General features: G+C 52.7%; 13 protein-coding genes. 12 read left to right on the top strand and 1 reads right to left on the bottom strand.

Annotated features, from left to right (window positions below; all coding sequences use genetic code 11):
• Positions 1 to 31 precede the first annotated feature (31 nt).
• From grxC to OLX08_RS07790, 3 genes are read left to right on the top strand one after another with little or no spacing between them, the layout of a single operon-like run.
• Positions 32 to 286 (top strand): glutaredoxin 3, encoded by a 255-nt coding sequence (gene grxC / locus OLX08_RS07800; RefSeq protein WP_048598527.1) that lies wholly within the window; start codon positions 32 to 34, stop codon positions 284 to 286.
• On the top strand, positions 283 to 1098 hold the full coding sequence (locus OLX08_RS07795) for a carbon-nitrogen hydrolase family protein (protein ID WP_391480757.1): 816 nt from the start codon (positions 283 to 285) through the stop codon (positions 1096 to 1098). Before grxC ends, OLX08_RS07795 begins: the two co-directional genes overlap by 4 nt.
• Positions 1098 to 1541, top strand: a complete 444-nt coding sequence (locus OLX08_RS07790; RefSeq protein WP_341246456.1) for a MarR family winged helix-turn-helix transcriptional regulator — start codon at positions 1098 to 1100, stop codon at positions 1539 to 1541. The genes OLX08_RS07795 and OLX08_RS07790 overlap by 1 nt, the downstream gene beginning before the upstream one ends.
• Here OLX08_RS07790 and ubiG read toward each other — a convergent pair.
• Positions 1538 to 2284: a bifunctional 2-polyprenyl-6-hydroxyphenol methylase/3-demethylubiquinol 3-O-methyltransferase UbiG gene (gene ubiG, locus OLX08_RS07785; protein WP_391480756.1), complete on the bottom strand. Its 747-nt coding sequence runs from the start codon at positions 2282 to 2284 to the stop codon at positions 1538 to 1540. The two genes, OLX08_RS07790 and ubiG, sit on opposite strands and share 4 nt — an antisense overlap.
• A 72-nt stretch (positions 2285 to 2356) precedes the next feature.
• Here ubiG and pip point away from each other — a divergent pair, with 72 nt between their 5' ends.
• From pip to infB, 9 genes are all read left to right on the top strand, one after another.
• Entirely contained in the window at positions 2357 to 3334 is a 978-nt protein-coding gene (gene pip / locus OLX08_RS07780; RefSeq protein WP_391480754.1) for a prolyl aminopeptidase, read from the top strand.
• 87 nt (positions 3335 to 3421) lie between these two features.
• Positions 3422 to 4420, top strand: coding sequence for an ABC transporter permease (locus OLX08_RS07775; RefSeq protein ID WP_341246453.1), 999 nt, complete (start codon positions 3422 to 3424; stop codon positions 4418 to 4420).
• Positions 4417 to 5622, top strand: coding sequence for an ABC transporter permease (locus tag OLX08_RS07770; RefSeq protein ID WP_391480753.1), 1206 nt, complete (start codon positions 4417 to 4419; stop codon positions 5620 to 5622). The genes OLX08_RS07775 and OLX08_RS07770 overlap by 4 nt, the downstream gene beginning before the upstream one ends.
• On the top strand, positions 5619 to 7262 hold the full coding sequence (locus tag OLX08_RS07765; protein ID WP_391480752.1) for an ABC transporter ATP-binding protein: 1644 nt from the start codon (positions 5619 to 5621) through the stop codon (positions 7260 to 7262). Before OLX08_RS07770 ends, OLX08_RS07765 begins: the two co-directional genes overlap by 4 nt.
• A gap of 81 nt (positions 7263 to 7343) precedes the next feature.
• The gene (locus OLX08_RS07760; RefSeq protein WP_391480750.1) at positions 7344 to 8888 is read left to right on the top strand and encodes an ABC transporter substrate-binding protein; all 1545 of its coding nucleotides are present in this window, start codon (positions 7344 to 7346) and stop codon (positions 8886 to 8888) included.
• 234 nt (positions 8889 to 9122) lie between these two features.
• Complete coding sequence (gene rimP, locus OLX08_RS07755) at positions 9123 to 9704, top strand: ribosome maturation factor RimP (protein WP_048598789.1); 582 nt, start codon at positions 9123 to 9125, stop codon at positions 9702 to 9704.
• Positions 9705 to 11324, top strand: coding sequence for a transcription termination factor NusA (nusA, locus tag OLX08_RS07750; RefSeq protein WP_048598519.1), 1620 nt, complete (start codon positions 9705 to 9707; stop codon positions 11322 to 11324).
• Between the two features lie 25 nt (positions 11325 to 11349).
• On the top strand, positions 11350 to 11985 hold the full coding sequence (locus OLX08_RS07745) for an RNA-binding protein (RefSeq protein WP_048598788.1): 636 nt from the start codon (positions 11350 to 11352) through the stop codon (positions 11983 to 11985).
• The gene (gene infB / locus OLX08_RS07740; RefSeq protein ID WP_391480748.1) at positions 11978 to 14455 is read left to right on the top strand and encodes a translation initiation factor IF-2; all 2478 of its coding nucleotides are present in this window, start codon (positions 11978 to 11980) and stop codon (positions 14453 to 14455) included. The genes OLX08_RS07745 and infB overlap by 8 nt, the downstream gene beginning before the upstream one ends.
• The last annotated feature ends 302 nt before the right edge of the window (positions 14456 to 14757 follow it).

Raw genomic sequence — 14757 nt, 5'->3', positions numbered from 1 at the left:
ATCTAGCAACTACAAATTGGAGCGCCCTAAAATGAAAACTGTTGAACTTTATACGTCACCCCTGTGTGGCTTTTGCCATTCTGCCAAGCGGCTTCTCAGCCAAAAGGGCGTAAGCTTTTCAGAGATTAATATTTTGGCTCAGCCTGATCGCAAGGGTGAAATGATCAAGCGCGCCAATGGCGGGCGTACTGTGCCCCAGATCTTCATTGGCGATATCCATGTGGGTGGATGTGACGACCTGTTTGCATTGGATCGTGCAGGCAAGTTGGATAAATTACTGGCGTGAAGGCAGCCCTTCTACAACTTAACTCTGGTGATTGTCCTGCAGAAAATCTTGTACGGACAACGGCGCTTATCGAAGAAGCGGCGGCATCCGGTGCGCAGTTTATTGCAACACCTGAGGTGACGAATTGTGTTTCCGTAAGTCGTGCCCAGCAAATGGAAGTTCTGCACGTTGAAGTGGACGATATTACGCTAACAAAGCTTCGTGATTTGGCTGCAGCCCTTCGGGTTAATTTGTTGATTGGGTCTTTGGCCCTGAAAACAAAGGATACTGATGGTCGGTTTGCCAACAGGTCTTTTCTGATTGATCGCTCGGGCAATATTACTGCGCGGTATGACAAAATTCATATGTTTGATGTCACGTTGTCAGAGGCAGAATCCTATCAGGAATCGCGCGGCTACAGACCTGGTTCCTCTGCGGTCTTAGGCCGTGCAGACGGTCTGAATATTGGCATGACAATTTGTTATGACGTTCGTTTTCCGCATCTTTATCGCGCTTTGGCACAGGCCGGTGCGGAGGTGCTTATGGTGCCGTCTGCGTTTGCCGTCGCCACAGGCAAGGCGCATTGGGAGACGTTGCTTCGCGCCCGTGCAATTGAGACAGGTTGTTATGTTCTGGCGCCTGCGCAGTGGGGTGCGCACGAGGGCCGCGAAACATACGGGCACTCTTTGGCAGTTGATCCTTGGGGAAATGTGCTTAGCGACTTTGGCGAGGGCGTTGGCGTCAGCTATATTGAAATTGACAAAAATCAGGTATTAAAAGCCCGTAAGCGTGTTCCTGCATGGGAGCACAACCAACTTTTCGAAGGGCCCTAATGCCGGTTACTACGTCTGATACCCTTGGCGCGACGCTTGTCGTTGAGCTTCTGGCGATTGATCAGTTGTTGCGTAGTCGTGTCACCAAGGCGCTGCCCCATGGGATGGAAATTTCTCATTTAACAGTGCTGAATTATCTTGCTGCAAGTACGGGGGAACGCACGCCAGCACAGCTTGCCGCCCGTTTTCGACTTACCCGCGGGGCTATGACCAACACGATTAACAAACTTGATCTGATGGGTTTTGTGCACGTTCGCCCTGATTGGGACGACGCGCGGCGTAAGCTTGTTTCGATTAGCGGCGCTGGGCGGGCGGCGCGTGATGAAGCTGTGCGTAAAATCACGCCGCTGGTAAACCAGATGGTCGAAGATATCGGGCACGACAAGATAAGCCGTACCCTGCCAATTCTACGCGAGATGCGTCAAAAGCTGGCGGATGATTAGGCCGGTTTTGTCGACGCTGTCACGTAGTTCACGCTAAGGTCTTTTTCAGAAATTGACCAACTCCAAGAGATTGGGTTGAAGACAAAGCCCTTGCGGTCGACGGGTGTCATTCCTGAAGTGGTCAGCAATTCGAACAACTCGTCAGGCGTGATGAATTTTGACCACTCATGAGTACCCTTTGGCAGCCAGCGCATAATGTGTTCTGCGCCGATGATCGCCATTAAATAGCTTTTGGGATTGCGATTGAGCGTTGAGCAAATTTGCAACCCGCCGGGTTTTAGCAACTGTTGGCATGCCGTTAGATATGCCAGTGGGTCTGCTACGTGCTCGACCACTTCCATATTGAGAACCACGTCAAATTGCTCGCCTGCATCGGCCATGGCTTCTGCGGTTGTGAAGCGGTAATCAATATCCAGCCCACATTGTTCTGCATGGACTTTTGCTACGGGAATGTTTCTCTCGGCAGCATCAGCCCCAACAATGGTGGCGCCAAGGCGCGCCATCGGCTCGCACAGCAAACCGCCACCGCAACCGATATCAAGAATGCGGAGCCCTTCAAAAGGCGCGTCTTGGGTAAGATCACGGCCAAACTCAGCAGCAATTTGTCTTGTGATGTAATCAAGACGGCACGGATTAAGCATATGAAGGGGCTTAAATTTACCGTTTACGTCCCACCATTCTGCCGCCATTGCCTCGAATTTTGCGATTTCTGCGGGATCGACGGTTGTTTGTGCGTTGGTCATGATGTGCCCTTATGACAAAAAAACATGGCGCACCGGATGTTTCGGCGCTCTTTTGGGTTATATAGGTCATTCATGGACAGAAACGCATCCCCCCGCCGCGCCTTGTCGCACCTTTATCCGGCGCTTGCACCGTTCGATCAACGGATGCTGGACGTTGGCGACGGCCATTCTGTCTATATGGAGCAGTGCGGAAACCCCGATGGCATACCTGTCGTTGTGTTGCACGGCGGTCCGGGTGGTGGATGTAGTCCTACGATGCGGCGGTATTTTGATCCTGCGCAGTACCGCATTATTTTGTTTGATCAGCGAGGGTGTGGGCGGTCAAGACCTCACGCCAGCGTCGAGGATAATACAACGTGGCACTTGGTGCGCGACATTGAGCTTATTCGTGAAACTTTGGGTATTGAGCGTTGGGTGGTGTTCGGCGGTAGCTGGGGTGCCACGCTGTCATTGATTTACGCGCAAGCACACCCTGATCGCGCAAAGGCACTTATTTTGCGCGGTGTGTTTTTGATGACCCGCGCTGAACTTGATTGGTTTTACGGTGGCGGCGCTGCGATGTTCTTCCCTGATCTGTGGGCACCCTTTGAGAACCTTGTTCCGGAAGAAGAGCGCGCAGACATGATTGGCGCGTATCATAAGCGCCTCTTTTCGGGTAATCACGCCACTGAGGTGCGCTATGCGCGCGCTTGGGCTGCTTGGGAAAATGCATTGGCCAGCATCATGAACGAGGGTGCCGGTGGTGACGCGCCAGCCGAGTATGCCCGTGCTTTCTCAAGGCTCGAAAATCACTACTTCATGAACGCGGGTTTTTTGGGCGAGAACCATCAAATTCTTGATAACATGGACAAGCTGCGCGGTATTCCGGCGATAATCGTACAAGGTAGATATGATATGATCTGCCCGCCGACGTCGGCCTATAAGTTGGCCCAAAACTGGCCTGAGGCAGAGCTCAAGCTGATTGCGCGCGCAGGACACGCACTTTCAGAGGCAGGCATCAGCGAGGAATTGGTACGTACGATGGATCGTTTCGCAACCAGGCTGGCCTAGGCGCGGGCGTTAAGCCTTTACACGATTTCTATTTTCCTTAACTTGATCACTCGGGGGCGTGTACGCTCGTCATTTTTGGGGACCAGTTTGGGAAGCGTTTCAAAGATTATTTTACAGCGGCTTGGCCTTGGTCTTGTGACGCTGTTCGTTGTCTCAATTGTCATTTTTACCGCAGTTAACTTACTCCCTGGTGATTTTGCTCAAAGCATTTTGGGTCAGGGCGCGACCAAAGACGCCGTTGAGGCGATCCGCAAAGATTTAGGCTTGGATCAGCCGTTTTTTGTCCGTTATCTTGATTGGCTGTCCGGTGCAGTACGCGGTGATCTAGGCACAAGCTTTGCCGCCGCTAATTTCAGCAGCTTTGTTGGTAGCGACGCAGGATCAGGCCTTGGTACAGTCGCACAAACTATTGCTCCGCGTTTTGAAAACACGATGTTTTTGGCAGGTGTGACAGCGATGATTGCGGTGCCGCTGGCGGTTTTTTTGGGCGTGCTTGCCGCGCTCTACCGCGAGACAATTTTTGATCGGGCGGCCAATATTTTCACGCTGTCCAGCATCTCTAGCCCCGAGTTTTTCTTGGCATATGTGTTGATCCTGGTTCTTGCAGTGTTGAACCCGATCCTTCCGTCCCTCTCGAATATCTTTGATGGGATGAGCTTTTCCGAGCGTCTTGAGCGCACGTTGCTGCCCGCGCTTACGCTTACACTGATTGTTACGGCCCATATGATGCGGATGACGCGGGCTGCCATTATTAATTTGCTGGCCTCGCCTTACATCGAGATGGCGCGCCTTAAGGGCATCAGCCCGATGCGTGTAATCGTCAAGCACGCGCTTCCCAATGCACTTGCGCCGATTATCAATGTGATCGCGCTTAACCTTGCCTATCTCATTACCGGCGTCGTCGTCGTTGAGACTGTTTTTGTCTATCCGGGTATTGGCCAGCTGTTCGTCGATAGTGTGAAATTGCGTGACATACCCGTTGTGCAGGCGTGCTGTCTGATTTTCGCGGGGGCATATATTCTGCTTAATCTCGCGGCTGACATTATGTCGATCTTATCCAACCCACGTCTGAGGCATCCAAAATGAGTGGTTTCGTGACTGTGGTTCTGTTTTTTGTTGGCATGGCGATTTTCGCATGGGCTTTCCGTGCGGTTGCGCGTGCGTTGAAGCCAGATGAGCCTGTGTTTCGCGATATGCCCTATGCGACCGCGTTCGGCTATATTTTTGGTTTGGTTGCTATCATGGGCGCGATTTGGCTTTATGCGTTGTCGCGTGATGCTGATCCGTTGGTTGCCAATAAGTACTTCTTTGCTGGCAAAGCGATGGAGGCCTTTGTGCTGTTTACCATTGCCGCGTGGCTCTTCCGTGTTGTTGGGCGCAGCATCGGCACCAATGGATCGCGTAAGTTGTTCCGTCAGATGCCATTGACCGCATCTTTCGGCATCTTGATGATCATCCTCTATTCAATCGCTGCAATTTTTGCGGGGGTCATTGCACCGTACGGTCAGGACGAAATCATTCAAGGTGTCGCGGCTAATATTGTACCGGGCGGAAACCCTGCCATTGGCGGCAACCCAGAATTTCCCCTTGGTACGGATCAGTTGGGTCGCGATTTGTTGAGCCGTTTGATCTATGGTGCGCAGAACACAGTTGGCATCGCATTCGTCACCACGCTTCTGGCGTTTTTCCTTGGCGGCTCGCTTGGTTTTCTGGCGGCTGTTCTTGGCGGTTGGTTTGATCAAATCATGTCCCGTGCGGTGGACGTTTTGATGGCAATTCCATCGCTTATTTTTGCGCTGCTCTTGATGACCATCGCGGCCGTTTGGGCGCCGCGTTTGGGTATACCGCTAACATTGTTCATGGTTGTAATCATCGCCGTCATCGACAGCACGCGGGTGTACCGCTTGGCGCGCGCGGTTGGCTATAACATCGTCGTTATGGATTACATCGAGGCCGCAAAACTACGCGGTGAGGGCATGGGCTACCTGATCTTTAAAGAGATTTTGCCTAACGCCACTGCGCCTCTTTTGGCCGAGTTTGGTCTGCGATTTTGTTTCGTGTTTCTTACCATTGCATCGCTGTCGTTTCTTGGTGTTGGGATTCAGCCACCCCTTGCTGACTGGGGCACGATGGTTCGTGATTTGGCGCAGTTCATTAACTTTGCCGCCTTTGCGCCACAGGTAGCAGCAGCACCCCTCTTGGCGGCTGGTGCAATTGCGTTGCTAACCGTTGCTGTGAATTTTGTGGTGGACTGGATGCTTCACAGATCGTCGGGGCTGAAGTCATGAATAATCTTTTAACGATCAACGAGATCTATATCGAAGGCCGCAGTGATGAGGTGTGGTCGCCCATTATCAATGGCGTGAACCTAAGCCTTAAGCGCGGTGAAGTTCTGGGTTTAATTGGTGAAAGTGGGGCGGGTAAATCCACGCTTGGACTCGCTGCAATGGGGTATACCCGTGATGGGTGCCGCATTTCGTCTGGTTCGGTTAATTTTGACGGCATCGATCTGGTCTCAGCATCCGCAGATGTAAAACGCGGGTTGCTTGGAAAGCGCATTGCCTATGTCGCACAGTCTGCTGCCGCCAGCTTTAACCCTGCGCATAAGATCATTGATCAGCACACTGAGGCACCCATCCAGCACGGTGTGATGGCGCGTGCAGAAAGTTCAGAAGATGCGATGCAGCTTTACGAGCGTTTGCGCCTTCCCAACCCTCGTGAAATTGGTTTTCGCTATCCGCATCAGGTTTCAGGCGGTCAGTTGCAGCGGGCAATGACAGCCATGGCCATGGCCTGCCGCCCTGATTTGATCATTTTTGACGAGCCAACAACTGCCCTTGATGTGACAACGCAGATTGAGGTCTTGGCGGCTATTCGCAAGATCGTTGAGGATTTTGATACCGCCGCGATTTACATCACGCACGACTTGGCAGTCGTCGCGCAGATGGCAGATCGGGTTAAGGTTTTGCTGCGCGGCGATGAGATTGAAACCGCAGATACGCGCGAAATGCTGGCCAATCCGCAAGAAGACTACACGAAGTCGCTTTGGGCTGTCCGCAGTTTTGAGCGCCCCGCAAAGCCTGCTGTTCATACCGGCGCAACGCCCGTTGTCTCGGTGTGCGGCGTCACTGCGGCGTACGGCAAGGTTGATGTTTTGAGCGACGTTAGTTTCGACATGCACGCTGGTCGGACAGTGGCCGTGGTGGGCGAGTCTGGTTCGGGTAAATCAACAGCGGCGCGCTGCATTACCGGCCTGTTGGCTCCACGACAGGGTCACGTTGAGTTTGATGGTGCGCAACTGCCCGCTTCATATAAGCAGCGTGATAAGATGCAGCTGCGCCAAGCCCAGATGATTTATCAAATGGCTGATACGGCGCTTAATCCGCGCAAAACTATCGCAGAAATTATTGGCCGTCCTGTGCAGTTTTACATGGGCCTGACTGGCCGTGAAAAAACCAAACGCGTGGATGAGCTGCTGACGCAGATCGAATTGGAGCCATCACAGTATCGTGACCGCTTACCGTCCGAGCTGTCTGGCGGTCAAAAACAGCGCGTTGGAATTGCCCGTGCGCTTGCGGCTGAGCCAAAATTCATCATCTGTGATGAGGTTACAAGCGCGCTGGATCAATTGGTTGCCGAGGGTATTTTGCGATTACTTGCTGATCTGCAAGATACGCTTGGCTTGACTTACATGTTCATTACGCATGATCTTGCTACTGTGAAATCTATTGCTGATGAAGTTGTTGTTATGAAGGATGGTCGTGTTGTGGAGCAGGGGCCCAAGGCAGAGATGTTCCAGCCGCCGCATCACCCATACACGGATTTGCTGCTGTCATCTGTGCCCGAAATGGACCCTGATTGGCTGACCAATCTTCTTGAGGAACGCGGCATGGAAAACATTGGTGATGCAGCCGTCGGTAAAATGTAGGCGATCTAATAAATCTAAGTGAGAGCGGGCCGAACCTGCCTATGAAAACTCGATAAACTGTTCAACGAAGGGAAAAAGAATATGTCAGGACTAAGTAGACGCGGACTTCTAAAGACGGGTGTTGCCGCAAGTATGCTGGCTGCCACAGGTGTGCCCGCGCGCGCCGAAGCGAAAAAGGGCGGCACGCTGCGCCTTGGGATTGCGGGTGCTAACACATCTGACAGCTGGGACGCGCGTACGCATTCTGACAGCTTTATGATCATGCTGGCGCACGGCGCTGTATTCGATTGCCTTACCGAAGTAGGTGCGGACGGCCAGTTGAAAGGTGAGCTTGCCGAGAGCTGGGACGCGTCAGCAGATGCCAAGGTGTGGAACTTCAAGCTGCGCAAAGGTGTGACGTTCCACAACGGCAAAGCGTTTGGTGCTGATGATGTGATCGAATCGTTGAACATGCACGTGGCTGAGGGCGCGAAATCTGCGGCTCAGCCGATTGTTTCTGCGATCACGAACATGGAAAAGATTAACGATCACGAGATCGTCTTTACCCTTGAAGCTGGTAACGCGGACTTCCCGTTCCTGCTGTCTGACTATCACATCGTGATGTATCCGGCCGGTCAGGTCGAAGAAGCAATCGCCAAGGGTATCGGTACGGGTATGTACAAAGTCGAGAGCTTTGATCCCGGTGTTCGCGCATTGTTGAGCCGTGTGGATAGCCACTACAAAGATGGCAGCGCAGGTTGGTTTGACAGCGTTGAAGCGGTCGCGATTAACGATTCCTCTGCACGTATGAATGCGTTGATGACGGGTCAGGTGGATGCGGTGAACCGCGTTGATTTCAAGACAGAGCCACTTTTGCGCGCCAATCCAACGGTTAATATTTTTGAAGTGACTGGCAACCAGCATTATACGTTCCCGATGCTGGCCAACCTGTCACCCTTTGATAACGTGAAGGTCCGTCAGGCGCTTAAGCATTCGATTAACCGCCAAGAGATGGTCGATAAGATTTTGCTTGGCCACGGCCGTGTTGCAAATGACCATCCGATTGGGCCTGCCAACCAATACTTTAACGATGGTCTTGCGCAAAACGCATACGATCCTGATAAAGCGAAAAGCCTTATTAAAGAGGCTGGCCTTGATGGTTTGACTGTTCAGCTATCTGCCGCAAACGCAGCATTTGCTGGTGCGGTTGATGCGGCACAGCTCTATCAAGCTTCTGCTAAGGCGGCGGGTATCAACATTGATGTGATCCAAGAGCCTGATGATGGATATTGGTCAAACGTCTGGATGAAAAAGGCATGGTGTGCCTGCTACTGGTCCGGTCGCTCAACCGAGGACTGGATGTTCTCAACTGCATACGAAGCTGGCGTGCCTTGGTGGGACAGCAAGTGGGACAATAGCCGCTTCCAAGAGCTGCTCCTGACGGCGCGTGCCGAGCTTGATAGCGATAAGCGTCGCGATATGTACGGCGAAATGCAGCAGATTATGTCTGTTGATGGTGCGACTGTTATCCCGATGTATGCAAACTACGTCGATGCGCACAGCACTAAACTGACCAACTCTGGCACCATTGGTAACGTCTTCCAGATGGATAGCTCGCGTCTGGTCGAGCGTTGGTGGTTCGCGTAACGCACGTATCCCTAAACTAACAACTGCGCCCCGCCGTTTGGTGGGGCGTTTTTGTTTGGGGTATCGCTAAATCAGTCACCATACCATTTCACTTGCAGTTTAGTACCTTTGTGCCTATATGCATCTCAACAGCGGCATGTTGGGGTCCAAACCTAGCATCCACCGAAGCGATATAACGGGCCGTGCGCCCGTTTTTTTGTGCCCACAGTTAGGGCGATGAAAGTATACGAACCAATGAACGACCTGATTGCAAAAGCAGCGATTGATCGCCGACTTGCCGAGATCATTACACCTGTCATCGAAGACTTGGGGTATGAGCTGGTGCGCGTGCGATTGATGAGCGGCAAGCAGACAACGTTGCAGATCATGGCGCAAAAACCTGATGGCACCATTGAGGTGGATGACTGCGCCAAGATCAGCACCGAAGTAAGCGCGACCCTTGATGTTGAGGATCCCATTCTGGATGCCTACGCGCTTGAAGTCTCCAGCCCTGGTATTGACCGCCCACTGACGCGTTTGAAAGATTTTGCGCTTTGGGAGGGCTATGAGGTCCGGATCGAAACTGATGAACTGATTGACGGACGCCGCCGCTTTAAGGGTGAGCTTGCGGGCGTTGAAGGTGATGAGGTTTTGATCACCATTGAAGAAGGCACTATCGGGCTCAAGTTCGATTGGCTGTCTGATGCAAAACTTATTTTGACTGATGATCTTATCCGCGAGGTCCTAAAGGGCCGCAAAGACGCGGGTCACATTGACGAGACACAATTCGATGAGGTTGAAACCATCATCGACGGTGAAGAAGAAGGAAACGTATAAATGGCTATTACCTCAGCGAACCAGCTTGAGCTTTTGCAAACTGCAGAGGCTGTTGCCCGCGAGAAAATGATTGATCCTGCGCTCGTCATCGAAGCCATGGAAGAATCCCTCGCGCGTGCGGCAAAGTCACGTTACGGCGCCGAAATGGACATTCGTGTCAGCATCGACCGCAAGACAGGCCGTGCGACATTCACCCGTGTCCGCACAGTTGTTGAGGAAGCAGAGCTTGAGAATTATCAAGCTGAGTTCACAGTTGAACAAGCCAAGCAGTACATGGAAAACCCTGAGGTCGGCCAACAGCTGATCGAAGAAGTACCCCCTGTTGAAATGGGCCGTATCGCGGCACAATCCGCCAAGCAGGTTATTTTGCAGAAGGTTCGCGAAGCTGAGCGTGACCGCCAGTACGAAGAATTCAAAGATCGCGCGGGTACAATCATCAACGCGCTTGTTAAGCGTGAAGAGTACGGCAACGTCATCGTTGACGTGGGCAGTGGCGAAGCCGTTTTGCGCCGTAACGAGAAGATTGGCCGTGAAAGCTATCGCCCGAACGACCGCATCCGTTGCTACATCAAGGACGTTCGTCGCGAGCAGCGCGGCCCGCAGATTTTCCTTAGCCGTACTGCGCCAGAGTTCATGGCAGAGCTGTTCAAAATGGAAGTTCCTGAAATCTATGACGGCATCATTGAGATCAAGGCAGTTGCCCGTGATCCCGGTTCGCGCGCCAAGATTGCAGTGATTTCATATGATGGCTCAATTGATCCGGTTGGTGCCTGTGTCGGTATGCGTGGCAGCCGTGTCCAAGCAGTTGTGAACGAGCTTCAGGGCGAGAAAATCGACATCATCCCATGGAACGACGATCAGCCAACGTTCCTTGTGAACGCGCTTCAGCCTGCTGAGGTGACTAAGGTGGTTCTTGACGAGGAAGCCGAGCGTATCGAGGTTGTTGTGCCGGATGAGCAGCTTTCACTGGCAATTGGCCGCCGTGGTCAAAACGTACGCCTTGCGTCACAACTGACACACCTCGACATTGATATTCTGACTGAAGCACAGGAATCCGAGCGTCGGCAGGCAGAATTCGCTGAGCGCACCGCGCTGTTCATGGAAACACTGGACGTCGACGAATTCTTCGCACAATTGCTTGTCTCTGAAGGCTTCACATCGCTTGAAGAAGTTGCCTACGTCGAAGTAGATGAGCTTCTGGTTATTGACGGTGTAGACGAAGCAACTGCGTCCGAGCTTCAGGCACGTGCCCGTGACAACATCGAAGCGGCCAACAAAAAGGCCCTTGAGAATGCAATCGCTTTGGGTGCTGAAGATAGCTTGATCTCGTTTGATGGTCTGACGCCACAAATGGTTGAAGCGCTTGCAAATGATGACGTTAAAACTCTTGAGGATTTCGCAACTTGCGCCGATTGGGAACTTGCTGGCGGCTGGACAACTGTGAACGGTGAGCGCTCAAAAGATGACGGTACGCTTGAGCCGTTTGACGTGAGCTTGCAGGAAGCCCAAGACATGATCATGACAGCACGCGTGATGTTGGGTTGGGTTGATCCGACCGAGCTTGAAACTGATGAAGTTGAGGGCGAAGGCGACGCAGCTGAAATGGAGGCCGAGGTCTGATCGCAGGCCTCGGGAACCCTTGAACATGACGCGCGGTGGTGCTGATAAAGACCGGTCTAACGGCCCTGAACGTAAGTGCATTGCGACAGGTGACGTGCAACCAAAAGGCGGTTTGATCCGTTTTGTGGTAGGGCCGGATAATCACATTTACCCTGATGTGATGGAAAAATTGCCAGGACGCGGTATATACGTGTCAGCAGCCAAAGAAGCTTTGGAGCTTGCCCAGAAAAAGGGTTTGTTCAGTAAAGCCGCCAAGGCAAAGGTGGTTGCGCCTGATGATCTGATCGCTGTTGTGGATCATGCGTTGGTTGCGCGTTTTGGGAACTTGATGGCGCTTTCTCGCAAAGCAGGCCACGCGGTTGTCGGATTTGAGAAAGTAAAAGACTGGCTCGTGAAGGAGTATGCAGAGGTTCTGTTGCAAGCAAGCGACGGTTCCGAGCGAGGCAAGTCAAAGTTGAGTACGCCACACTATGGTCGATTTATCGGCTGTTTGACGGCAAATGAATTGGGTTTGGCATTTGGGCGAGAAAGTGTGATACACGGCGCACTCGCATCTGGTGGGCTCACCGATGGTATCGTTGAGACCGCAGCCAAACTGGAAGCGATACGTGAATGGAACGGCGTGAAGGCACGTCGGAAAGGAAAAGCACTCGATGAGTGAAGACGACGGTAAAAAGACATTGGGCGTTCGCCGCGGCGGACCTGGTAACGTAAAGCAGAGCTTTAGTCACGGACGTACGAAGAACGTCGTGGTGGAGACTAAGCGCAAGCGCGTAATGGTGCCCAAGCCGGGTGGTGGCTCACAGCCTAAACCTGGTGCAGGTCTTGTTGCGGGCGATCCATCGAAGCGTCCGGCAGGTATTTCCGACGCGGAAATGGAACGCCGTATGAAGGCTTTGCAGCAGGCGAAAGCCCGCGAAGCCGAAGATGCTGCGAAGCGAGAAGCAGAAGAGAAGGCACGCGCGGAAAGCCGTGCACGCCGCCGCGAAGAAGCAGAAGCTAAAGATCGCGAAGAGCGTGCTCGCGAAGAAGCGCTGAAAGCGAAAAAAGATGAGGATGCACGCAAGGTTCGCGAAGCTGAAGAAGCTGCGAAACGTGCTGCTGCGCCTGCTGAAGCACCTGCTGCACCGGCTGCGCCACGCGGTCCCGGCAAGCTGACTACTGCTCCTCGTCGCGAAGCGGATAATGACCGTGACAACAAACGCAATAAAAACCGCGGTAACGACGATGGTCGCCGCAGCGGCAAGCTTACCCTGAACCAAGCCCTTTCGGGTGGTGAAGGTGGGCGTCAGCGTTCAATGGCGGCGATGAAGCGTAAGCAAGAACGCCAACGTCAGAAAGCTATGGGCGGCGCAGTTGAGCGCGAAAAGGTTGTACGTGATGTACAGCTCCCCGAAGTGATCGTGGTGTCTGAACTCGCAAACCGTATGGCCGAGCGAGTTGCAGATGTAGTGAAGTCTTTGATGACGAATGGCATCATGGCGACGCAAACTCAGACGATTGATGCGGATACTGCCGAACTCATCATCGAAGAATTTGGCCACAAAGTGGTTCGGGTTTCCGATTCTGATGTGGAAGATGTCATCACTGAGATCGAAGATGCGCCTGAAAACCTTGAGGCACGTCCACCGGTCATTACTGTGATGGGGCACGTTGATCACGGTAAAACTTCGTTGCTTGATGCAATCCGGAATGCGCGCGTTGTTGCGGGCGAGGCCGGTGGCATCACCCAGCACATCGGTGCGTATCAGGTCGAGCAAAATGGCAAGCAATTGACCTTCCTCGATACACCTGGTCACGCGGCGTTTACGTCAATGCGTGCACGTGGTGCGCAGGTAACTGACATCGTTATCTTGGTGGTTGCTGCGGATGACGCGGTTATGCCGCAAACGATCGAGGCGATTAACCACGCGAAAGCCGCCAATGTTCCGATGATTGTGGCGATCAACAAGATCGACCGCCCTGCTGCAAACGCTGACAAAGTTCGGACTGATTTGCTTCAGCACGAAGTGATCGTCGAGAAAATGTCTGGCGAAGTGCAAGATGTTGAAGTGTCTGCCATCAACGGCACTGGTCTTGATCAGTTGCTTGAGGCGATTAGCCTTCAGTCTGAGCTTCTTGAGCTGAAAGCCAACCCCAACCGTGCTGCGCGCGGCGCTGTGATCGAGGCTCAGCTTGATGTTGGTCGCGGTCCGGTTGCGACGGTTCTGGTTGAGACTGGTACCCTTAAGCAAGGCGACATTTTTGTTGTCGGCGAGCAATGGGGTAAAGTCCGGGCGTTGGTTAACGACCAAGGTGAGCGGGTTAAAGAAGCAGGTCCATCAGTTCCTGTTGAGGTTCTGGGTCTTAACGGCACACCCGAAGCTGGTGACGTGCTTAACGTGACTGAAACCGAAGCGCAGGCCCGTGAAATTGCGGAATACCGTGCACAGGCTGCGAAAGACAAACGTGCGGCCGCTGGTGCTGCAACGACGCTTGAGCAGTTGATGGCAAATGCCAAAGCAGACGAATCCATGACTGAGCTGCCAATTGTTGTAAAAGCTGACGTTCAGGGTTCTGCCGAGGCGATCAGCCAAGCGATGGACAAAATCGGCAACGAAGAAGTCCGTGTTCGTGTGCTTCACTCTGGTGTTGGTGCGATCACTGAATCTGACATCGGCCTTGCCGAAGCGTCTGGCGCGCCTGTATTTGGTTTTAACGTCCGTGCAAATGCTACCGCACGTAACGTGGCGAACCAAAAGGGTGTTGAGATCCGTTATTACTCGGTGATTTATGATCTGGTAGATGACGTCAAAGCAGCCGCAAGTGGTCTGCTGTCTGCGGAAATCAAAGAGAACTTCATTGGCTATGCGAACATTAAGGACGTCTTCAAGGTGTCTAACGTTGGTAAAGTGGCCGGTTGTCTGGTGACCGAGGGCGTTGCCCGTCGTTCTGCTGGCGTGCGTTTGCTGCGTGACAACGTGGTGATCCATGAAGGCACATTGAAGACATTGAAGCGCTTCAAGGACGAGGTGCCCGAAGTTCAATCAGGTCAAGAATGTGGTATGGCGTTTGAGAATTACGACGACATCCGTGCCAACGATGTGATCGAAATCTTTGAGCGCGAAGAAGTTGAGCGCACGCTTTCTTGATTGGAAGTAGCCTCGGTTCCGACCGGTAATTTGAAATAACAGAGGGCGCCCTATTGGCGCCCTTTTTTCATTTCAGCGGTTTGTAGGGGTCAGCATACACTGGTTAGACTGGAAAACCCTCAAAGGTTTTGTCACCAATTCTGATGAGTAGCTTGCCGTTTTCGAGAGCCTTAATCAGAATCCCTTGTACGGACACGCCACTTCCAATCTGAATTGTTCTAAGCATTTTCGGGTTCCACATACGACCAACTTGAGCATCTTAACCAAATGGTAACCAAGAAATCTTGCTATCTTGAGGCCGT

The sequence above is a fragment of the Nereida ignava genome (genome assembly GCF_047114695.1).
Lineage (GTDB): Bacteria > Pseudomonadota > Alphaproteobacteria > Rhodobacterales > Rhodobacteraceae > Nereida > Nereida ignava.
This window is presented reverse-complemented; position numbering and strand designations above follow the sequence as displayed.